The following is a 21,350-nucleotide window of genomic DNA, read 5'->3' on the forward strand; positions in this document are numbered from 1 at the left end:
GCGCTGAAATTGTGGCTGAACGGAGCTTTGTCAATCAGTGCCTTCCGCGCCTTCCGGCAAAGCCCGCGCCCAGCACAACAGATGAACGCTGGACGCCCCGCCCCGTTTCAGCACCCGCGCGCAAGCAGCCGCAGTCGCGCCGCTGGTATGAACATCGTCGATCAGCAGCACCGCCCTGCCTTTGACGCCATGATCCTTATCCAGTGCAAAAGCGCCCGCGACAGCCTTTGCCCGCTGTCGCGCATGCATACTCCGCAGCGGCTGCGTGACACGGACTCGAAGCAGCGCATGCTTGTCCACCGCCAGCCCCGAAGCCCTGCCAAGATGATCCGCGATCAGCGCCGCCTGATTGAAGCCTCGCCACCACAGCCGCCAGCGATGCAACGGCACCGGCACGATCAACGGCGACGCGTCAAAGGCAGGCAACCGCCGCGCCATATGCCGAGCGATCAGGCGCGCCAGACCGATGCGTCGCCCATATTTCAGCCGCAACGCCACCGTCCGCGCGACATCGCCATAGGCCAGCACCGCCCGCGCGCTGTCGAATGGCGGCGGATCGGCAAGGCAGGCGCCGCACGCCGCGTCCCCGCCCCTGTCATGTTCGAACGGCACGCCACATCGCGCGCAGCATGGTTCGCCCAGAAAGCGCATCCCGCTCCAGCATGTGAGGCAAAAGGCATCATCGGCATCAACGATTACGCCGCATCCGGGGCAACGCGGCGGCAGCGCATAGTCGAGCGCCGGGCGAACAGCGCTCTTGAGAAGAGAGGCGAGATGCATGATCGCCCTTGTTCCCGCTCCGGCACCGATGCACAAGGCCCGCCATGAGCCAGCCCGACATCTTCGACCGCACATTGCGCGCCAGGCGGCGGGACCGGATGATGCCGCACTTCGCCGAGCATGACTTTCTCTATCGCGCGATGCTGGACGAATTGCTCGACCGGTTGGCGGATGTTCAGCGTGACTTGTCCGAAGTTCTCGTCATCGGCTGCCCCGACGGCAGCGCTCGCGCCGCGCTTGAAACCATGGGGAAGACGGTAATATGCACCGACCCCGGCTTCGCAGCCGCGAGCGCGCAGGGCGGCGTGCAGGCGGAAGAAGACGCGCTCCCCTTCGCCGACGACAGTTTCGACCTGATCATCGCCTGCGGCACGCTCGACAGCGTCAATGACCTCCCCGGCGCGCTCATCCTCATGCGGCGCATCCTGCGGCCCGACGGCCTGCTGCTCGCGGCCTTTACCGGCGCGGGCACCCTGCCCCGCTTACGAACTGCTCTGATGGCCGGAGAAGGCGATCGCCCCGCCCAGCACATCCATCCGCAAATCGACGTGCGCGCGGCGGGCGACCTGCTGAGCCGAGCCGGTTTCGCCATGCCTGTGGCGGACAGCGAGACGCTGACTGTACGCTATGGCGACATATTGCGCCTGATGCATGACCTGCGCGGTATGGGCGCAGGCAATGTGTTGGCGTCCCATCCCCCGGCGCTGCGCCGCGAGACATTGATCGGCGCGAGCCAGCACTTCTCGGCCGCCGCAGATGCTGATGGGCGCACTGCGGAGGATATGGCGATCCTGTATCTGAGCGGGTGGAAGCCCGATTCCAGCCAAGCCAAGCCAGCCCGGCGAGGCAGCGCGACCATGTCGCTGGCAGAAGCGCTCAAGCGGAAGGAATAGCCGCTCGTCCCTTTACAGGGTCACTCAACTCCGTTCGCTCTAAGCCGCCAGCCGCAGGAAAGGCACCGGCTCCGTCGATCGCAACACAATCGGCTTGCCCTCCGAAGCCTCAAACAGCTCACCGTCCAAGATGACACTGCTACGGTCGCCCTCGATCCGGATGATATCGCCCTGTTCCAGATGCACGCCCTGCACCTGCGACTTGCCGACCCGCCGGGTGATGCTCGCCCAGGCCAGCCGCAAAAGCGCGGCCAGACTCTGGTCCACCGCCATCAGCTTCATGTTCCCGCGACGGCTGTCCCCTGCCTGCACACCCAGCAGCAGCCGGTCGAGCGTTGTCACGATCAGCACGGCAAAGCGCCCCGCAAGCTGCCCTTCCCGGATCAGCGAGATGCGCACGGGATGGCTGGATTGCGGCAGGAACCGCGCGCGAATGCCGAAAACCAACGACACCAGCACCGCTATCACGGTCAGGAAATGGCTAAGCCCATTGGACAGGCCAAGCGGATAAATCTGGTTACGGCAGTAAAGCATGTAATCGGCAAGCCCCGCGCCGCCCAGGAACATGCCCAGCACCGGCCGCGATTCCGCCCCTCCGTCGGAAAGGGCGATCAGCTCACGCGCCACGACATGATCGTCCACGCCCGCCTTGGCGATCTGAACGATGCGCTCCAGCGCCTTGATCGGATCGCCATGGATGCCAAGGTCGAGCGCGATCAAATTGGTCTTGCCATTGGGCAGCACCGCGATCGGCGGCACGCGGCCCTTGAAATGTTCGCCCTGATACAGTTCCGTCAGCGCCGCCTGCACCGTCCCGTCGCCACCATTGATGACGATGACCACCGGATCGACGCGCGCGATGGTTTGCAACGCGCGGCCGATCTGATCGACATGCTCCACCTCATAATGGAAGATGTCGGGATTGCTCGCGCAGTAACTGCGCACGCGCGGCAGCGTCTGCCGGTTGCCCGTCGACTTGGGATTGGACAGAAGCGCGACCCGGACCATCAGAACTCACATATATTGAAGTTTAATGGTGATCCGCGTCACACCCGGACCAACCTTCACCGCAGCCTTTTCGACCGACGGCTTGCCCAGGTTGAAGATGCTGATCGACGGATTGTTGGAAAAACCACCGCCGTCGCGCGAAATGCTCGTCTTGCCATTGCCGTCCCGGTCGTGCCGGACCGCAATCGCGTATCTACCCGGTTCGGGCACCGGCATGCAGAATCGCATCCCGTCGCTGCCGGAGCGAACCGCCGTGTCGATCCGGTTCAACCACGCACCCTTCGCCAGCCAGGCACTTTTGGTCGCGGGATAGGATTGCACGCGGACCTTGCCCGTCGCGGCGGCAAAACCCCGAACGTCGATCAGCAGCGCCGGACCCTTCGCGGACGGACCACAACGATCCAGCTCGTTTCCGATTTCCTGCCCGTGAGCCAAGGCCGGGATAGAGGCAAACACTGCCCCAGCCGACAAAAGGCCCATCGCAACTTTGAACATGACCATCCAACTCCGTGAAGCTATAGCCGCCCGATGAAACCGGACGGCGAGCCCCTGTTCGCCCCCGCGAACTTCATTTCCTTGACTCTGCTATGGGCGGGGTTTGCGGCCAAATCATGGTGATGGGACGACCACATAGAGAATGCTGACCGCCACCGACCGATATCTCGCCCGTCTGATTGCGCTGCCGATGCTCGGCACGCTGGTCATTTCCGCGATGCTGCTAGTGCTCGACAAGATGCTCAGCCTGTTCGACTTCGTGGCGGCGGAGGGCGGCCCCGTCAGCGTCGTGTGGCGCATGCTCGCCAACATGATGCCGGAATATCTGTCGCTTGGCATTCCGATCGGCCTGATGCTGGGCATATTGCTGGCGTTCCGCAAACTTGCCCTGTCATCGGAACTGGACGTCATGCGCGGCGTCGGCCTGTCCTACGGCCGCCTGCTGCGTGTCCCCTATATGTACGCGATCGCGCTCGCCCTCCTCAATTTCGGCATCGTCGGCTTCGTTCAGCCACTCTCCCGCCACGCCTATGAAGCGCTGCGCTTCGAACTGCGCTCGGGTGCTCTAGGCGCGTCGATCAAGGTCGGCGAGTTCACCAGCCTCGGCAAGCGCATGACCCTGCGCATCGAACGCAGCCTGGATGAGGGCCGCAACCTTCAAGGCATCTTCGTGCGCGCCATTGGAAAGGACGGCCAGACCGTCGCCGTCACAGCCGCACAGGGCAGCTTCCTGGCGACGGACGATCCCGATACCATCATCTTCCGCTTGCGCGATGGGGTGCTGGTCAACGACGCGCCCAAATATAAGTCCCCGCGCATCCTTTCCTTCTCCAGCCACGATCTGCCGATCGACCTGCCGCAGATAGAGCGTTTCCGTGGCCGCAGCGTGGACCGGGAAAAGACCATCCCTGAACTTGCGGTGATGGGTCATGACCCCACGACACCCGAAAAGCTGCGCTATGAAATTCGCGCCAACTTCCACTTCCGCCTGGTGGAGGTGGCGATGATGATGCTTCTGCCGCTCGCGGCCCTCGCCTTCGCCATCCCGCCGAAGCGATCGACATCCGCACTCGGCGTCTTCCTCTCGATCATCTTCATCGTGACCTATCACAAGATCAACGAATATGGCCAAGGCGTCGGCTCACTGGGCAAAGTTGATCCGATCATAGCGCTCTGGACGCCATTCCTGCTGACGGCCGTACTGATCATGTGGATGTATCATGTCGTGGCGCACCGCCCCGGCGGCCAGCCGATCGGCGCCCTCGAATATGCCTTTGCAAAGCTCGGCAAGCAGATCGCGAAACTGCTTCGCTTCGGGCGAAAGCGGGTGACCACCGCGCAGGGAGCAGCCTGACCCATGCAGTTCGACTTCTTCCCCTCGCCCCAGATCAGCTGGTACATGGCGCGCCTGTTCCTGACGCGGACCTTCGCCGTGCTGGCGCTGCTGGTCGTCGTGCTGCAAACGCTCGACCTGCTGGGCGAGTCAGGGGACATCCTGGCCTATGCCGGTAACGGCGATGCGCAGCTGTGGCATTATGTCGGCCTTCGCATACCGCAGATCATAGCGCGCTTCCTCCCTTTCTCGGTGCTTCTGGGCACGCTCATCATGCTCGCGGGCATGAACCAGAATAGCGAGATCGTGTCGATGAAGGCGGCGGGCCTGTCCGCGCATCAGATATTGGCGCCGCTGATCGCCTCCGCACTCGGCGTCGCCATCATAAGCTATGCTTTCAACGAACGCGTGGTAGCCCGCGCAACCGCTTCGCTCAGCGCTTGGCAGGCCGTCGATTATGGCCCCATTCCCACCGACAGCGGCGTAAAGTCGAACCCTTGGGTCCGTGACGGCAACAACCTCGTCACCGCCGCGATCGTCGCGGGTCGGGGCAATAATGTGCAGCTGCGCAAGGTCGAGATTTTCAACCGCCTGAACAACAGCCTGACGACCATCGTCCAAGCTCCGCGCGGCCATTATGACGCGGCGAGCAAGAGTTGGTTGCTGGAGGATGCGCGCCAGTTCGACGTTGCGCGCGGCACGGAACGGCAGGTTGGCACCGTCCGCTTCGGCCATGCGATCCGGCCCGACCAGTTTACCCTGGCAAAGGTCGATCCTGACGCTCTGACTTTCTCGGAACTGCGCGCAGCCATTGGTGATCTGCGCGATGCCGGACGTCCGACCGCCGAACTGGAAGGCAGCCTGTGGCACAAGCTGTCCGGCCCGCTTTCGGCCTTGCTGATGCCGATCCTTGGGTCCGTCGCCGCCTTCGGCCTGGCACGCTCGGGCCAGTTGTTCGTGCGCGCCGTGCTGGGGATGGCCCTCGGCTTTGCCTATTTCGTCGCTGACAATTTCTCGCTCGCCATGGGCAATCTCGGCGCCTACCCGCCCATCCTCGCGGCTTGGGCGCCTTTCTTCCTCTTCCTGCTCGTGGGCGAAACGGTCCTGTTCAGAACGGAGGAATAAGCCTCTTTTCAGTCCGTCATCCCAGCGTTGAAATGAGGCGCGTGATTCATTTCAACTGGGATCTCAGGCCCAACGAGACGGCTTAACGCCGAACCATAGTACTCCGCGCAATCTTCCCCACCAGCGGCCACATGCCCGCATAATTGCCGCGATGATAAGGCGAATCCTCACCCAAGGCCGCGATCAACCGCGCATGCGCCTTGCCCAGCGCGTGATAAGGCACGCTAGGCAGCAGGTGATGCAGCGCATGATAGCGCAGCCCCACCGGCGCCCAGATCGCGGCCAGCGGCGAAGGCGGCGGCACATTCACCGAATCCAGATATTGCGCCGTCACAGTCATCGCATCGCCCTCATTCTCCCAAAGATGCGCGACCAGCGTGCGAAGCTGGTTGATGACGGTCATGCCCGAATGCACGGCCATATAGACGAGCAAAGGCTTCCATCCGAAGGCGAACACGCTGCCGACCAGGGCAAGCGCAAACAGCGAAGCGCCCGCCTCCTGCCAAAGCCAGCGGCGGCGAAACTCCCCTTCCGGCGCGCGACGGCGATAGGCCGGGTTGATCGACAGCGCCGAAAATTCGGCGACGACCTTGCGCCGCAGCGGGGGCACTAAGAGGCTGAGCGGCGCCAACACGCCATAGCGCAGGATCAGACCCACGGGCGCCAGCGACGCGATCAGGATGAACAAAGGCAGCGACCACGGCTTCATCAGGGCCAGCGGCAGATATTCCGGATCGTTCGCCGTCCCGTAGCGGGTGCGCGCATGATGCTGCGTATGCACATCCTCATACATGAAGGACGGGATCATCAGCGGAATGCCAACCAGCAGGTTCCACCCCAACCGGAAACCGGGAAGCGCGTCCTTGCGAATATGGGTCAGCTCATGGATGAAGCTCGCCGCGCGATAAAGCGCCAGCATCGCCACCAATCCGCACAACAGCGCCAATGCGACATTGTTCGCCACGATCGCTCCAGCAAGCGCCGCATAGCCGATCAGCACCGATGCCAGCAGGTCCGGCCAGTAAATCCTCGGGTTCGCCACCGCAAATTCGCGCGACAGTTCCGCCGCGGCGCGCAGCATCGCGGCGTCATCCGGAATCGAGGCGCGCTTGACGGCCGCGCCCGCTATGATGGGATCATGCACAGTCATGCAGGCGCTCCTAAATGGTAAATGCGCTGAAATCGTGGCAGCGGCATGACAGCTTCGCCTTGGTACGTCATCAGGCGCGCACCGGATTGACAATCCCGTAACAAGCGCCGAACTGCTGCGGTCCTTTAGCGAAAGCTCTGCCGTGGCTACTCCGAATCTGGTAATAACCCCCGTCACTTCCAAGGCTGACAAAAAGGCGTTCGTGGACTTGCCATGGCGCCTGTACGCCAATGACCCCAACTGGGTGCCGCCTCTCAAGAGCGAAGTCTACGGGGTCATAGAGCCCAGCAAGAACCCCTATTTCGGCCATGCCGAGGCGCAATATTTCCTGGCCCGCCGCGATGGTCAGGTCGTCGGCCGCATCTCCGCCCATATCGATCATCTCGCGCTTGCCCAGCCGGTCGAACAGGGCATGGGTCCGGGCACCGGCAATTTCGGCTTTTTCGAAGCGGAGGACGCCGAAACCGGCAAGGCGCTGATCGAAGCGGCGGAAAGCTGGCTCCGCGCAAAGGGCATGACCCGCGTGCTAGGCCCCATTTCGCTCTCGATCTGGGAAGAACCGGGCCTCCTGATCGAAGGCCATGACCATCCCCCCACAGTGATGATGGGCCACAACAGCCCCGCTTATCAGGCGATGATCGAGGGCGCCGGCTACCAGCCCGTCAAGCAGCTCAAGACATACGAACTCGACATCACCAACCCCTTCCCGCCGCTCATCCAGCGGATCGTCTCCTCCGGCGAAAAGAGCGACCGCATCCGCATCCGCCAGGTCGACAAGTCAAAATTCGATGCCGAGGCGGCCATCCTGCTCGGCATCCTCAACGACGCCTGGGGCAGGAATTGGGGTTTCGTCCCGATCACCGACGCCGAAGTCGCGCATACCGGCAAGAAGCTGAAGCCCATTGTGTTCGAAGACCTGATCATGATCGCCGAACTCGACGGCGAGCCGGTCGCCTTCATGATGACCCTGCCCGACCTCAACGAAGCGACCGCGCCCTTGAACGGCTCCCTGCTCCCCTTCGGCTGGGCCAAGCTCCTCTGGTGGCTGCGCAAGCCCCAGGTCCGCACCATGCGCGTGCCCCTGATGGGCGTGGTCCAGCGGCTGCAATCGTCCCGCCTCGCCAGCCAGCTCGCCTTCATGATGATCGAATATATCCGCCGCAATGCCGTCAGCCGCTATGGCGCGACGCGGGGTGAGCTCGGCTGGGTGCTCGACGACAATCAGGGGATGAACGCCATCGCAGATGCCATCGATGGCAAGGTGAACAAGATCTACCAGATCTACGAAAAGAACCTCGCCTGAAAGCCTAACCCGGCACCGCCACATCAATAGCGCCCGCGGCAACCTTGACCGTTGCGGGCGTCCTCGCGACCACCTCGCCATCGATCGAAATGCGCTGCCTAGGCTGCGTCTCGATCCGAAAAGACTGGCCCCGAAACTCCTCCGTCTGCGCATCCCTGTCGCGTAGCTTGAAGAATTTGGCGTACCAGTCCCACGCCAGCCGCGCATGGCTACGCCCCACTACCGCCTGAACCACGATCTCGCCGCTATCGACGTCAGCACGATCGGACAGTTCGACCCCGCCATGATAGGGCCCGTTCAATATCCGCACTTCCGTCGACCACATGCGCCGCTCGGCCTGGCCGTCATCGATCATCAACCGGAACGCCCGAAACCCGACCGAACATTTCACCGCCCAGATCAGATAACCGATCCGCCCCAGATATCGCTTCAGCTTGTGCGGCACCGTTTTCCCGATCATCGGCGACAGCCCCAGCGACGCCGCGTTGACGAAATAATCGTGATCAATCATCCCCAGGTCAATGCGCCGCCGCCTGCCCTGCGCAATCACCTGCACGGCCCCGTCGAGGTCCAGCGGTATACCAAGCGTCCGCGCAAAGCTGTTGGCCGTGCCAAGCGGCAACACGCCAAACACGCAATCCTTCCCCACCAGCTCATCCACCGTCCCGGACAATGACCCATCACCGCCGCCCACGATGACCATCGGCGCACCACTGCCCACCGCCTCTCGCACCGTCTCCTGCAATCGTTCGGGATCGCGCACCGCATGGGCCGCAATCAGGCGCACCCCCGCCGCCTCCAGCTTCTCCCGCGCCTGTTGGAAAAGCGCCTCTCCCTTCCGGCTGTGAACATTGACGATCAGCGCCGCATCGCGCGGCAGGGAGTTCGTTTCCATGCCCCAACAACTCGCCAGAACCCCATCGGCTCCTCACCGCAACAAATCCGCGTGAACAGTCGTTGGAAAGCCATGGCTCGCATCGCTCACCTGTCCGACATCCATTTCGGCGCCAACGATCCCAAAATAGTATCCGCGACCGAAGCTTGGCTGGAACGCAGCCAGCCCGACTTGGTCATCATCAGCGGCGATTTCACCCAGCGCGCCCGCGTCGATCAGTTCCGCGCCGCCTCCGCCTGGCTCAATCGGCTACGCGCGGCGGGCATGCGCCTGCTCGTCATTCCGGGCAACCATGACATGCCGCTCTATGACGTGGTCCGCCGTTTCGCCGCACCCCTGGACCGCTACAAACGCTATATCAGCAATGAGCTTTGCCCTTGGTATGAGGATGAAAAGGTCGCGATCCTCGGCATCAACACCGCCCGTTCGCTGACGATCAAGGACGGGCGCATCAACCATGACCAGATGAAGATGATCGAAGAGCGCTTCGCCCCGGTCGCACCGGAAAAGACGCGCATCCTCGTCACTCACCACCCCCTGTTCGCCATGCCCATCGGCAAGGGCGGAGAGCTGAGCGAAGCGGTCGGCCGCCATGATGACGCGGTCGAAGCCGCAGCCGCAGCCGGAATCCACATCGCCCTCGCAGGCCATTTCCACCGCACCTATGCCGAAGCAGCGCAGAAGATGGTCGCCGACGCAGGCGGCGCGCTAGTAATTCAGGCAGGCACCGCGACATCGACCCGCCTGCGCAACGCCGAACCGCAAAGCTTCAACTGGCTCCACGTCCACCGCAATGACCGGATCGAGTTGCAAGTCATTGTCTGGGACGGCGCGAGCTTCCAGCGCGGCCACCATGTCGAATATAGCCGGGACGCCGCCGGATGGCAGGCGCATGAACTGGACGACCCATCGGCTCGCCCAGGCATCCGCGTGGCGCAAGCCGCCCGCGCCTGATTATTCGCTCAGTTCAACCCATGTCGGCGCATGGTCGCTCGCCTTCTCCCGTCCGCGAAAATCCTTGTCCACCTGTGCGTCGATCAGGCGATCGGCCGCCGCCGGGCTCAGCAGCAGATGATCGATCCGGAAACCGGCGTCACGCGGCCAGGCGTTCATCTGATAGTCCCAATAGGTCCACACCCCACCAGCCGGGTGTCGGCTCGCAATCGCATCGGTCCACCCGTCGCCCAGCAGGCGGCGGTAAGCGGCCCGGCTTTCCGGCTGCATCAGCGCGTCGTCCGCCATGGCCTTGACCGAATAGACGTCCCGGTCGCGCGGGATGACATTATAATCGCCAGCAAGAATGGCGGGCACTTCCTCTGCCCAAATCTCCGCCGCCCGGTCGCGCAGACGCTTCATCCAGCGCAGCTTGTAGTCGAATTTCGGCCCCGGCTGCGGATTGCCATTGGGCAAGTAGATGCTGGCGACCCGAACGCCCTTCACATCGGCTTCGATATAGCGGCTATGTTCATCCTCGGGCTCGCCCTCCAGCCCCCGACGAACCTCGACCGGCGTCTCGCCGCGCGCCAGGATGGCAACGCCGTTAAAGCCCTTCTGCCCGTGCCAGATCGCCCCATAGCCGACATCCTCGATGTCCTTCAGCGGGAATGTCTCGTCCGAAGTCTTGATTTCCTGAAGGCAGGCGACATCTGGCTGCGTCTCGCTCAGCCATTCCAGCAGGCGCGGCAATCGCGCCTTGATGCCGTTGATGTTGAAGGTCGCGATGCGCATGGGGCTTTTCTCCTCCCGCGCATCCCTAAAGAAGATGACGGCCCTTAGACAAGGGACGGCCCGTGCTTAAATCGAAAAGCTCGACCCGCAACCGCAGCCAGCAGTGGCATTGGGGTTCGTCACCTTGAACGCCGATCCGCCAAGATCGGACACAAAATCCACCGCCGCGCCCCGCACCAGATCCAGGCTCACATCATCGACGACCAGCGTCACGCCGTCCCGTTCGACGGCCACATCCTCCGCCTCCACCGCATCGGCGAGGCCAAAGCGGTACTGAAAGCCCGAACATCCGCCACCCTCCACGGCCAGTCGCAGGATCGCGGGCTTGCCTTGCTTGGCGGCAATCGCAGCCACGCGGGCAGCGGCGGAAGGGGTAAGGTCAATGTCAGCCATGGCGCCTAGATAAGATCAAGCAAAAGGCCCGGCAACCCATTGGTGCCGAGCCTTTGCAAAGGATAAGCGGCGTAGCGCGGATTATTCCGCGTCATGCTCCTGCGCTTTCGTCGGGCCGCCCATGGCGATCGGCGGTTTCGTGTTCATCGCCACGAGGACATCGGGACCGACGACGAACGGCATGGGGTTGATCGCCTGGCCGTCCACGCGGACTTCATAATGAAGGTGGCTGCCGGTCGAACGCCCGGTCGATCCCATCAGGCCGATCAACTGGCCACGATGCACATAGCTGTTGGGGGCCGCGATCAGCTTCGACATATGGCCGTAACGGGTCTCAAGACCGCCGCCATGGGAAATCTGCACCAGATTGCCGTAACCGCTTGCCCAACCGGCGCGGCTGACGATGCCGTCTGCCGTGGCGTAAACCGGGGTGCCGACGGGTCCGGGAATATCGATACCCTTGTGCATCCGCGCGCCGCCGTTGAACGGGTCGGAACGAACGCCAAAGTTGGAGGTCAGCGACAGTCTTTCGACAGGCCGACCGGTCGGAATATTGTTGCTGGCCGCCTTTACGCCGCCGTCCAGCCGCTGAAGGCTGGAGAAAAGATTGGAAAAGCCGATATCTGCCGGGCCAAGCGCGCTGGTATTGATTTCCGTTGCATCGCCATAAGGATCGTCGGCGATAGCCTTGGCCTGCGCAGGCATCGCGGCGCACAATGCGCTCACTACGCCTATAGCCCCAATGGATTTACACGCAGACAGGAACCATCGCGCGCTACGCGCATTATTCGAACGAAGAAACAACATGCCGACCCCGACTTATCCTCCGGAGGCTTTTTGAGCCTCTCGGCGCTCCCCGTGTTGACCAAATGCGACCTAAATCGCCACCCGCGTCATCAAAAGGACATTTCCCGCTTCATTGTGCAAGCGCGCCGTAAAAATCCAGCGTTAAACCGGCTTGTCGACGCGCCGAGTCGTTGAACGGCGGTTTCAGCGACCCGCGAAAATGGCGTTTGACAAGGATTTGGTAATGATTTGCGGGGGTCAGCCCCTCTCGGTTCGCCGCATGACCAAACCAACTTGTCCCGGCTCTAACGTGGCGAATCTCATCTGTCATAATGCGGCGCAACATGCGCGCGGATGCCTTGTCCCCCACGCCTTCGAAACGCGCGATCGTGGCAGGCGTGATGTCCAGCGCCCGCGCTTCAAGCACCATCGGAACGATGGCTAGCCGCGCCATGGCATCCCCTGCGGTTTCGGTAGCGGCCTGCCACAGCCCGTCATGGGCAGGCAGTTGGCCATAAAAGCTTCCCATTTGCCGCAGACGCCGGTCCAGCAGCGCGAAATGCATCGCCTCTTCGGCGCCGACCTGCATCCAGTCATCGACGAAGGCTTGCGGAAACTCGTTCCCGAACCGGCCGATCAGGTCGAAGGCAAGGTCGATCGCGACGAACTCGATATGCGCCAAGGCATGCAGCATGGCGATCCGCGCCCGGTCAGAACCGATCTTGCCGCGCTTGGGCATCTGATTGGCGGGAAGCAGGGCGGGAGCGTCGGGCCGCGCGGGCGTGTCGGGCATCGCGGTATCGAACCGATGCGCCAACCGGCCCTGCCTCCAGGCACGGGCCACCGCGCGCGCCGCCATCAGCTTGTCCCGTGGCTCCGGCATCATCAACACATGAGCGCAGGCCTGCCCCACGCTCTCAATCTCGACCGGCAAATTCAAAGCGCCTTCACGGCCTCCAGAACTTCGGCAGCATGGCCCTTCACCTTCACCTTGGGCCAGACGCGCACAATCTTGCCCGTTCCATCGACAAGAAAGGTCGCCCGCTCGATCCCCATATATTTCCGGCCATAGAGCGACTTTTCGACCCAGGTGCCGAACGCCTCGCACGCCTCCCCCGGTTCGTCGGATGCGAGCGTCACGTTCAGGCCGTATTTGTCCGCGAACTTCTTGAGCTTCGCAGGCTTGTCCTTGGAAATGCCGACCACCGGCACACCCAATGCCGCATACTCACCCGCCAGTTCGGTGAAGTCCTTGGCCTCATTGGTGCAGCCCGGCGTATCCGCCTTGGGGTAGAAATAGACGACGACCGGCTTCCCCTTGAACCGATCCAATGCGAAGTCGACGCCATCGGCATCCTTCAACGTCACGCTCGGCAGGGCATCACCGGCTTCCAGCATCTTCTTCCTCCGAATAGGGCGCGGACAGCTCTGCCCAGGCATCGCTCACCCTTTGCCGGGCCTGCGCATAGCTTTCAAGCAGCGCGTCCCAGCTTTCGACACCACATGCCCGTGCAACGACCGGCCGGGTGGCCTCCGGCGGCTCGGTCGATTTGGGCGAAACCAGCCGCGACACGATCAGGAAACGCGTGATCAGGTCATGCGCATCAATCAGGTCGGCTGGAAGATGACCCGCCTCGACCAGCTCATCCAAAGCGGCGCGCAAATCAGGACTGAACGCCATATTATGCTTGAACTGGCTCACATGGATCAGGAACTCCAGATCGACCAAGCCCCCCGGCACCAGCTTGACGTCCAGCTCGCTGGCAGGTGGCTTGTGCGCGGCGATATCCCGGCGCATCTTCACCGCCTGACGCGCCAGCTCCGGGAAATCGCGCGGCCGTTCCAAAGTCTCGGCCAATATCGCGCTCAACGCCGCCCGGCCGCTATCCGACCCGAAAACCGGCCGCGCGCGCGTCAGCGCCAGATGTTCCCAGGTCCACGCCTCCTCGCGCTGATATTTGGCAAAGCTGTCCAGACTGACCGCCAGCAACCCCTGCGCGCCCGACGGCCGCAACCGCGTATCCACTTCATAAAGCGGCCCCGCCGCCGTCTGCACCGATAACGCATTGGTTATGCGTTGCCCCAGCCGGTTGAAATATTGCGTAGCCCCCAAAGGCTTTCTTCCATCGGATTCCTTCATGAAATCGCCGGAAAAAAGAAAAACCAGATCCAGATCCGAAGCATGCGTCAAAACGCCGCCGCCCAGTCGGCCAAGCGCAAGAATAAGCATCTCGCCACCCTGCACCCGTCCATGCACCGTTTCGAATTCCCGAACGGTCGCACTCGCCAACGCCTCGATCGCCGCCTCAGCCACCCGCGAATAACCACGCCCTGCTTCCAGCGGATCGCCACCGCGAATGATCTGCGCACCCAGCGCAAAGCGCCGATCATTAACCCGCTGCCGCACCCGGTCCAGCAGCGCCTGATAATCCTCCCCCGCTTCCAATTGCGCGAACTGTTCCGCAAGTTGCTCCACGGCAGGCGGCGGATCAAAAGCGGACGTATCGATAAGCCCATCGAGCAGCTCGGCCCGCCGTCCCAGCGCATCCGCCAGCGTCGGCGCATGACTGAGCAACTCCGCCATCAGCTCTGCAAGCCCTGGCCGCGCTGCAAGCAGCTTGAAGAAGTTGATGGCGCTCGGCAGCCTGCCAATCAGATCATCAAGGCGGTTCAGCGCCCGTACCGGATCGGGCGCCGCCGCCAATGTGCGCATCAACCCCGGCAGCAAATCTTCCAGCGCCTCCCGCGAAGCCGTGCTGCGCAACGCCCTGATGCTGCCCGTGCGCCAGCGAGCGATCCGCGCAACCGGAGCCTGCGGATCAACAAAGCCCATTTCCGCCAGCTGCGCCGCCAACCGGTCCTCGTCATGCGAAAGCGACTCTGATTTTTCGGCAGGCGTCAACTGGTCGTAATTGGCCCCCACCCATTCCACCTTCGGGCGCAGCAGCTCGATCAGTTCCGCGCCATTCTCCAGTCCATGCAGCCGCGCGACATTGTCCATGGCGTCTGCGGTCTTGGGCAGCTCATGCGTTTGCCGATCCTCGACCATCTGCAACCGATGCTCGATCGTGCGGAACAGCACATAGGCTTCGTCCAGCTTGCGCGAGACTTCCGGATCGAAGACCCCTGCCGCCGCCAGCGCTCGAAGCGCTTCGCGCGTATTGCCCGATCTTAGCGCCGGATCGCGCCCACCATGTATCAATTGATGGGTCTGCGCGAAAAACTCGACTTCCCGAATGCCGCCGCGTCCCCGTTTCAGATCATAGCCCGGCCCGAAAGCCTGACCCTGCGCATAATGGTCGCGGATTCGTCGCGATATGTCGGTGATCGCGTCGATCGCACCGAAATCCAGGCTCCGCCGCCAGACGAAAGGACGAATCTGCTGCATGAAATAATCGCCCAGACCAAGGTCGCCTGCCGCAGGGCGCGCGCGGACAAAAGCGGCCTGCTCCCATCCCATCGCCGTCGATTCATAATAGCCGATCGCCGCCTCGACCGGCAGCGCAATGGGCGTGGCTTCGGGAGAGGGACGCAGCCGTAAATCCACACGAAAGACGTAGCCATCACCGTCCCGCGCATTCAAAAGCTCGCTCACCCGCCTGCCGATCCGCACTGCCGCATCAGCCGGGTCTTCCCGCTCCCCATGCGGCAGGGTCGCCGGGTCATAAAGCAGGATGGGGTCGATGTCGGATGAGTAATTCAGCTCGCGGCTGCCATGCTTGCCCAATGCCAGCACGACAAATCCCTTCGGCTCCACGCCCGGATACCGCTCGGCAAAGGTGGCACGCAGTGCTTCTTCCAAAGCCTGATCAGCAAAATCAGACAAGGTGCGCGTCACCCGGTCCAGATCCCAGGCGCCCGACAAATCCGCCGCCGCCGTGACCAGCGACAATGCGCCCTTCCGCCGCCGCAGCGATCTGGCGATCCCCTCTTCCGCTCCCGACACGTCATGTGCTGCCTTGAGCGCAGCCTCAACATCTCCGGCCGCCAACAGGTCAACCACTTCGGGAAACCTGTCCATCTGTCTGGCGAGGAAAGGCGAATGCGCACGCATCCGCGCCATTGCCGCCGTCCAGTCCGCCACCGCAATCTCTCCTGTCATACCGTTGCTATCGCCCGAGCCTTAAATGAATGCCAGAAACTTTTCCCGGTGCCGCCCGTTGTAGAAACATGGAAATGCAGCGTAAATCGGTGAGCCGATCTGGCAACGGGCGGAAGACCACTGATCGCAAATTCCTGACGGTTGGCGTTCCTCAGCCCTATGAAGGCATCGGCAACGCGTTGCAGTCTACCTTCCGCGCCAAGCGTGATAGCTTGCCATCGGACATGATGGACCTGCTGAAAAAACTGGACCGAAATTAGACCGGCTGCGCAGGATTTTATTTACCGAAAGCCACTAGAAACAGCGCGTCTTTGGTTCAGGATGTGCCTGCATGCTCTACAAGGCTTTCGCCGCCATCACATTGGTCAGCGCCCCAATAATCGTTCTGCTGGTTCAGGGCATCACGCCGCACCCTTCGGCGACACCCTCAGCTCCGGTGGTTCAACCCATGGTTCCGCAGCCCCCGGTTCAACAGCCATTGCCCACCCAACAATCTGTCGTAGCGCCAGTGCCGATGGAGCAGGCACCTCCTGCCGTACCCTTTGGCCAGCCGATGCCGGAAGCGGGCAAGCCATTCCTCGCGCCAGGCAACGGCCTGCCCGGTGAACCGCCGACCGGCGCGGGCGAAGCCGGTAACAGCGACACGGCAACAAGTTCGGAAGCCCACCCCCTCTGATAGTTTAGAGCGCTTTTTAACGCGCCGCCCCGGCAAAAGTATCGCATTGCGCCGGGTCACCGCTGTCCAGCCCCTTGCGCAGCCAGGTCACCCGCTGCTCGCTTGAACCATGGGTGAAGCTTTCCGGCACGGGACGCCGTCCCGCCGCCTTTTGCAATGTATCATCGCCAATGGATTGCGCGGCGGTCATGCCTTCCTCCAGATCGCCCGCTTCCATCAGCCCCGTGCGTTTCGCCCACACGCCTGCATAGCAATCCGCCTGCAACTCTACGCGCACTTGCAGATCATTGCCTTGCTCTTCGCCCACGCTGCGCTGACGCTGTTGCACCTGCCCCAAAGTGCCTTCCAGATCCTGCACATGATGCCCGACCTCATGGGCAATCACATAGGCCTGGGCAAAGTCACCCGGCGCGCCGAAGCGCTGGCGTAGTTCATTGAAAAAATCGGTGTCCAGATACACCTTTTTGTCATTGGGGCAGTAGAATGGACCCATTGCACTTTGCGCGGCGCCGCAGCCCGACGCGCCAGCCTGCGAGTAAAAGGACAGGACTGTCGGCTGATATTGCTGCCCCGATTGCTGGAAAATCTGGCCCCAAACCTTCTCCGTCGATCCCAGGACCTTCAACGACCAATGCTGAATTTCCGACAATTTCTGCGGATCGCGACTGACGGACGCATCCTGCTGCACGCCGCCGCCGCCTCCAACCAAGCTCAGCGGATTGACGCCCATCACCATCAGGATGATGAGCGCGACGACGATCCCCCCGCAACCAAAACGGCTGCCGATGAATGGCAACAGCATGCCAAGGCCACCGCCTAGCCCGCCACCAAAGCCGCCACGGCCGCTTTGCACCTCGAAATTGGAGCTTTCCCGTTCGTCGTCCAACCGCATGACGCCCTCTCTTTCATCCCATGCCTATCCGATCAGCGTGAAGGTTGGAACGGCTGCGATATGGAGTTGGTTGCTTTCAGCTTATCGGATTGTTGCAGCACATTAAGTTGGCACCCGCGCGCTAGTCGTTATATTGCACTGCGACATGGCCGATATCGATCCTTCCATTCCGCGCCGGGCGAGCACGCCGCTCCCCTTGCCCCACGATGTTGCGCTGCTGCTTCAGGGTGGTGGCGCCCTTGGGTCTTTCCAGGCTGGGGTTTATCAGCGCCTCGATGAACTTGGCATCGACGTCAGCTGGGTCGCGGGCATTTCGATCGGCGCTGTCAATGCCGCGATCATAGCGGGCAATCCCCCGCACCGCCGCATCAGCAGGATGAAGAAATTTTGGCTGACAGTTTCCGGTGGCCTTCCCAATATCGTCCTCCCCGAAATCGATCATATTCGTGAAGCCGCTCATCTGATGGCAGCGGGAGCCGTTGCGACATTCGGCGTGCCCGGCATGTTCCGCCCTCGCCTCTGGCCATCCGTGATGATGCCCGAAGGCACGCCGGGGGCAATCAGCTTCTATGACAGCGCGCCCCTCAAGGAAACGCTCGACGCCTGTGTGGACTGGGACCTTCTGAACGACGGCCCCGTCCGCCTCTCTGTCGGAGCGGTGGATGTGGAAAGCGGCAACTTCGCTTATTGGGACACGCGAGGCCCTGACGGGCGGACCCGCATCGACGCGCGCCACATCATGGCTTCGGGTGCGCTTCCCCCCGGCTTGCCCCCGGTGGAAATCGATGGGCGGCATTATTGGGACGGCGGTCTCGTCTCCAACACGCCCCTAGCTCACGTGCTGGAACATCAAAATGACGACATGCTCGTCTTTCAGGTCGACCTTTTCCCCGCCGAAGGTCCGATGCCGCGCCAGATGACGGACGTCTATTCCCGCGCCAAGGACATTCAATATTCCAGCCGGACGCGTCAGGTCACTGATCAATATCTACGCCTGCGCCGCGAGCATAAGGCGATCAAGGCGCTGCTCGACAAATTGCCGCCGGACCTCAAAGACGACGCCGACGCCCTGCGCCTCAAGCAATATCTCGACCGTGGCTCGGTCAACATCGTCCACCTCATCTACCGCAGTCGCGCCTGGGAAAGTGGCGCCCGCGACTTTGAATTTTCCCGTTCCACCATGCTGGATCATTGGAGCCAGGGCCGCGACGCCGTCGAGGAAGTGATGCACAAGGGCGACCTGATCGCCCGCAACATCACGAACGGCAAAAGCGCCACTTTCGACCTCCAGGCCCCCGATACTCTCAAGGAGAAAAACGCATGACCAAGTCCCTCGCCGGAAAGACAGCGCTGATCACGGGCTCCACCTCCGGCATCGGCCTTGCTTATGCGAAGACCCTCGCGGCCGAGGGCGCGAACATCGTCATCAACGGTTTCGGCGACAGTGCCGCGATCGAACAGGAACGGCAGGCGTTGGAGCAGGCGAGCGGCGCCAAGGCCCTCTACAGCGGGCACGATCTCACCAAGGCTGCCGAGATCGACGCGATGATGCAGGAAGCGGCCAGCAGCTTTGGCGGCGTCGATATCCTCATCAACAATGCCGGTATGCAGCATGTCGCCCCGGTCGAGGATTTCCCGGTCGACAAATGGGACCTCATCATCGCGCTCAATCTGACCAGCGCCTTCCACACGTCCCGCCTCGCCATTCCCTACATGAAGTCGAAAAAGTGGGGGCGCATCATCCAGACGGCCAGCGCCCATTCGCTTACAGCCTCTCCGTTCAAGAGCGCTTATGTGACCGCAAAGCACGGCCTTGCCGGGTTCACCAAGACGCTGGGCCTCGAACTCGCCACGTTCGGAATCACCGCCAACTGCATCTCACCGGGCTATGTCTGGACGCCGCTGGTCGAGAACCAGATTCCCGACACTATGAAAGCGCGGAACATGACGCGCGAGCAGGTGATGAATGATGTGCTGCTCGCCGGACAGCCAACCAAGCAATTCGTGACCGTGGATCAGGTTGCCGCCATGGCGCTCTTCCTGTGCAGTGATGCGGCGGCCAATATCACGGGCGCCAATATGAGTATCGACGGCGGCTGGACTGCCCAATAAGAGCGCGTTGCAATTTTACCACGCAAGGACTGGATGTACGGCGTCGGCGTCGAAGTCGGCCCGAAGGACATTGGCCTTGGCGGCATCACCGGGAACAGCGGCATCCGCCTGCGCTTCCAGACTGAAACCTATGATTTCGACAGCTTCCGTCCGACCGCGGGTGTGATCTCCACTTCTGATCTCGTTGCGACAGACCATGACAGGCGCTCGTCCTTCAATGGACGGGCGCCCTTTCATATCTGCCACTTTCCTTGCGCCGCCAAATCTTCCTATGCTCCCATCCAACAGGGAGAATAGCCGATGCGTCACGCGTTCAAGCTCATCATGGCCGCCGCCACTCTTTCGTCCGCCGCCACGGCACAGACTGGTGCCGCTCCTGCATCTCCAGTTCCACAGGCACAGGGGATAGCCGCCCAGATCGATCGCGACATGAGCGACCTCATGACGCTTTACCGCGATCTCCATGCCCATCCCGAACTGTCGGAGCAGGAAACAGCGACCGCTGCAAAGCTCGCCCGCCGCCTCAAGGCGATGAAGTTCGACGTGAACGAAAAGGTGGGCGGCACCGGCGTCGTCGCAGTCATGAAAAATGGCGAGGGACCGGTCCTCCTCATCCGCGCGGACATGGATGGCCTGCCGGTCACGGAGCAGACCGGCCTCCCCTTCGCCTCGAAAGTTCGCACCAAGACGCCGGACGGTATCGAAACGGGCGTCATGCACGCCTGCGGCCACGACACGCACATGACCGCCTTTATCGAAACAGCCCACTTGCTGTCATCAAGCAAGGACAGCTGGCGCGGTACGCTGATAATGATCCTTCAGCCCGCCGAGGAAGTCGGTCGCGGCGCGCGCATGATGCTGGACGATGGTCTCTACACCCGCTTTCCCCGTCCCACGCATGCCATCGCGTTCCATGACGCCGCTAATCTTCCGGCGGGCACGATCGGTTATACCCCCGGCTATGCGCTCGCCAATGTAGACAGCGTGGACATAGTCGTTCGAGGCACCGGCGGTCATGGCGCCTATCCTCAAACGACAAAAGACCCCATAGTGCTGGGCGCCCGCATCGTCGGAACTCTTCAGACCCTCATCAGCCGTGAACAGGACCCTCTGGACCCCGCAGTTCTCACGGTCGGCAGCTTCATCGGGGGGGCGAAGCATAATATCATCCCTGACGAGGCAAAGCTGCTTCTCACCGTCCGCAGCTATTCCGACGAGACCCGCGAACGGCTGATCCACGGCATCGAGCGCATCGCGCGCGGCGAGGCGATCGCGGCGGGCATTCCCGACGATCGGATGCCGATTGTCTCGCTAAAGGATGAATTCACGCCCGCAGCCTACAATCCGCCCGCCTTCGCCAACGAAATGGCCGGACTGCTCAAAGCGCATTTCCCCGAAGGACGCGTCATCGAGACGAAGCCATCGATGGGCGGCGAGGATTTCGGCCGCTATTACCGGGCTGACAAAAGCATCAAAAGCTTCATCTTCTGGGTCGGAGGGGTTCCCGCCGATCAAATGGCAAAAGCCGCCGCTGGTCAGCTCACCCTTCCCTCTCTTCACAGCCCCTTCTGGGCGCCAGAGGCCGACAAGGTCATCGCCACGGCAAGCGAGGCCATAACGGTGCTCGCGTTGAACATATTGAAGCGGTGAGCCGCAGCAATCCCACTGTTCCCCCTGTC

At 62.3% G+C, this 21,350-nt stretch carries 22 protein-coding genes and 1 pseudogene; 11 read left to right on the forward strand and 12 right to left on the reverse strand.

The features are described 5' to 3' along the window. Nucleotides 1–30: 30 nt before the first annotated feature. Nucleotides 31–780, reverse strand: a complete 750-nt coding sequence (locus ACZ5TH_RS07190) for a double zinc ribbon domain-containing protein (protein ID WP_464793423.1) — start codon at nt 778–780, stop codon at nt 31–33. Nucleotides 781–824: 44 nt separating this feature from the next. Between ACZ5TH_RS07190 and ACZ5TH_RS07195 the strand changes: the two genes are divergently transcribed. After that, the gene (locus ACZ5TH_RS07195) at nt 825–1,673 is read left to right on the forward strand and encodes a class I SAM-dependent methyltransferase (RefSeq protein WP_464793424.1); all 849 of its coding nucleotides are present in this window, start codon (nt 825–827) and stop codon (nt 1,671–1,673) included. Between the two features lie 39 nt (nt 1,674–1,712). Here the strand turns inward: ACZ5TH_RS07195 and ACZ5TH_RS07200 are convergent, their stop codons facing one another. Both ACZ5TH_RS07200 and ACZ5TH_RS07205 read right to left on the reverse strand, forming a co-directional pair. Then, a complete protein-coding gene (locus tag ACZ5TH_RS07200) occupies nt 1,713–2,681 on the reverse strand; it encodes an acylglycerol kinase family protein (protein WP_449473449.1) in 969 nt (322 codons plus the stop codon). 6 nt (nt 2,682–2,687) lie between these two features. Continuing rightward, entirely contained in the window at nt 2,688–3,182 is a 495-nt protein-coding gene (locus ACZ5TH_RS07205) for a DUF2141 domain-containing protein (protein ID WP_460986163.1), read from the reverse strand. A gap of 136 nt (nt 3,183–3,318) precedes the next feature. Between ACZ5TH_RS07205 and lptF the strand changes: the two genes are divergently transcribed. Beyond that, nucleotides 3,319–4,530, forward strand: coding sequence for an LPS export ABC transporter permease LptF (gene lptF, locus ACZ5TH_RS07210; RefSeq protein ID WP_464793425.1), 1,212 nt, complete (start codon nt 3,319–3,321; stop codon nt 4,528–4,530). Between the two features lie 3 nt (nt 4,531–4,533). Continuing rightward, nucleotides 4,534–5,634: an LPS export ABC transporter permease LptG gene (gene lptG, locus ACZ5TH_RS07215; protein ID WP_464793426.1), complete on the forward strand. Its 1,101-nt coding sequence runs from the start codon at nt 4,534–4,536 to the stop codon at nt 5,632–5,634. A gap of 82 nt (nt 5,635–5,716) precedes the next feature. On the opposite strand, the gene ACZ5TH_RS07220 is transcribed toward lptG, so the two are convergent. Beyond that, nucleotides 5,717–6,784, reverse strand: a complete 1,068-nt coding sequence (locus ACZ5TH_RS07220) for a fatty acid desaturase family protein (RefSeq protein WP_464793427.1) — start codon at nt 6,782–6,784, stop codon at nt 5,717–5,719. 142 nt (nt 6,785–6,926) lie between these two features. Here ACZ5TH_RS07220 and ACZ5TH_RS07225 point away from each other — a divergent pair, with 142 nt between their 5' ends. Beyond that, nucleotides 6,927–8,087 carry a GNAT family N-acetyltransferase gene (locus ACZ5TH_RS07225; protein ID WP_464793428.1) on the forward strand — a complete coding sequence of 387 codons (1,161 nt, stop codon included), beginning with the start codon at nt 6,927–6,929 and terminating at the stop codon, nt 8,085–8,087. Nucleotides 8,088–8,091: 4 nt separating this feature from the next. Here the strand turns inward: ACZ5TH_RS07225 and ACZ5TH_RS07230 are convergent, their stop codons facing one another. Beyond that, entirely contained in the window at nt 8,092–8,982 is an 891-nt protein-coding gene (locus ACZ5TH_RS07230) for a diacylglycerol/lipid kinase family protein (protein ID WP_464793429.1), read from the reverse strand. Between the two features lie 72 nt (nt 8,983–9,054). On the opposite strand from ACZ5TH_RS07230, the gene ACZ5TH_RS07235 reads away from it, so the two are divergent. After that, the gene (locus ACZ5TH_RS07235) at nt 9,055–9,936 is read left to right on the forward strand and encodes a metallophosphoesterase family protein (RefSeq protein WP_464793430.1); all 882 of its coding nucleotides are present in this window, start codon (nt 9,055–9,057) and stop codon (nt 9,934–9,936) included. Here ACZ5TH_RS07235 and xth read toward each other — a convergent pair whose 3' ends face one another. From xth to ACZ5TH_RS07265, 6 genes are all read right to left on the reverse strand, one after another. Next, nucleotides 9,937–10,710 carry an exodeoxyribonuclease III gene (gene xth / locus ACZ5TH_RS07240; RefSeq protein WP_464793431.1) on the reverse strand — a complete coding sequence of 258 codons (774 nt, stop codon included), beginning with the start codon at nt 10,708–10,710 and terminating at the stop codon, nt 9,937–9,939. 66 nt (nt 10,711–10,776) lie between these two features. Then, nucleotides 10,777–11,103 carry an iron-sulfur cluster insertion protein ErpA gene (gene erpA / locus ACZ5TH_RS07245; protein WP_196224126.1) on the reverse strand — a complete coding sequence of 109 codons (327 nt, stop codon included), beginning with the start codon at nt 11,101–11,103 and terminating at the stop codon, nt 10,777–10,779. A gap of 81 nt (nt 11,104–11,184) precedes the next feature. Then, nucleotides 11,185–11,910, reverse strand: a complete 726-nt coding sequence (locus ACZ5TH_RS07250; protein ID WP_464793432.1) for a M23 family metallopeptidase — start codon at nt 11,908–11,910, stop codon at nt 11,185–11,187. A 109-nt stretch (nt 11,911–12,019) separates the two neighbouring features. Beyond that, nucleotides 12,020–12,775 (reverse strand): ferritin-like domain-containing protein, encoded by a 756-nt coding sequence (locus tag ACZ5TH_RS07255; protein WP_464793433.1) that lies wholly within the window; start codon nt 12,773–12,775, stop codon nt 12,020–12,022. A gap of 50 nt (nt 12,776–12,825) precedes the next feature. Beyond that, nucleotides 12,826–13,287 carry a thioredoxin-dependent thiol peroxidase gene (bcp, locus tag ACZ5TH_RS07260; RefSeq protein ID WP_464793434.1) on the reverse strand — a complete coding sequence of 154 codons (462 nt, stop codon included), beginning with the start codon at nt 13,285–13,287 and terminating at the stop codon, nt 12,826–12,828. Beyond that, a complete protein-coding gene (locus tag ACZ5TH_RS07265) occupies nt 13,271–15,991 on the reverse strand; it encodes a bifunctional [glutamine synthetase] adenylyltransferase/[glutamine synthetase]-adenylyl-L-tyrosine phosphorylase (protein ID WP_464793435.1) in 2,721 nt (906 codons plus the stop codon). Before ACZ5TH_RS07265 ends, bcp begins: the two co-directional genes overlap by 17 nt. A gap of 29 nt (nt 15,992–16,020) precedes the next feature. Between ACZ5TH_RS07265 and ACZ5TH_RS07270 the strand changes: the two genes are divergently transcribed. Together ACZ5TH_RS07270 and ACZ5TH_RS07275 are read left to right on the forward strand one after the other, a co-directional pair. Then, nucleotides 16,021–16,251 (forward strand): hypothetical protein, encoded by a 231-nt coding sequence (locus ACZ5TH_RS07270; protein ID WP_464793436.1) that lies wholly within the window; start codon nt 16,021–16,023, stop codon nt 16,249–16,251. 71 nt (nt 16,252–16,322) lie between these two features. Then, nucleotides 16,323–16,667, forward strand: a complete 345-nt coding sequence (locus ACZ5TH_RS07275; protein WP_464793437.1) for a hypothetical protein — start codon at nt 16,323–16,325, stop codon at nt 16,665–16,667. Nucleotides 16,668–16,683: 16 nt separating this feature from the next. Here the strand turns inward: ACZ5TH_RS07275 and ypfJ are convergent, their stop codons facing one another. Then, nucleotides 16,684–17,559 carry a KPN_02809 family neutral zinc metallopeptidase gene (gene ypfJ / locus ACZ5TH_RS07280; RefSeq protein WP_464793438.1) on the reverse strand — a complete coding sequence of 292 codons (876 nt, stop codon included), beginning with the start codon at nt 17,557–17,559 and terminating at the stop codon, nt 16,684–16,686. Between the two features lie 145 nt (nt 17,560–17,704). Between ypfJ and ACZ5TH_RS07285 the strand changes: the two genes are divergently transcribed. The 4 genes and pseudogenes from ACZ5TH_RS07285 to ACZ5TH_RS07300 all read left to right on the forward strand — a co-directional run bounded on the left by ACZ5TH_RS07285 (nt 17,705) and on the right by ACZ5TH_RS07300 (nt 21,321). After that, nucleotides 17,705–18,883 (forward strand): DUF3734 domain-containing protein, encoded by a 1,179-nt coding sequence (locus ACZ5TH_RS07285; protein WP_464793439.1) that lies wholly within the window; start codon nt 17,705–17,707, stop codon nt 18,881–18,883. After that, a complete protein-coding gene (locus tag ACZ5TH_RS07290) occupies nt 18,880–19,671 on the forward strand; it encodes a 3-hydroxybutyrate dehydrogenase (protein WP_464793440.1) in 792 nt (263 codons plus the stop codon). The genes ACZ5TH_RS07285 and ACZ5TH_RS07290 overlap by 4 nt, the downstream gene beginning before the upstream one ends. A gap of 21 nt (nt 19,672–19,692) precedes the next feature. Beyond that, a pseudogene (locus ACZ5TH_RS07295) lies at nt 19,693–19,839 on the forward strand (opacity protein); the annotation flags it as partial. Between the two features lie 132 nt (nt 19,840–19,971). Further along, complete coding sequence (locus ACZ5TH_RS07300) at nt 19,972–21,321, forward strand: amidohydrolase (RefSeq protein ID WP_464793441.1); 1,350 nt, start codon at nt 19,972–19,974, stop codon at nt 21,319–21,321. The last annotated feature ends 29 nt before the right edge of the window (nt 21,322–21,350 follow it).

The organism is Sphingobium sp. TomTYG73, assembly GCF_055394245.1.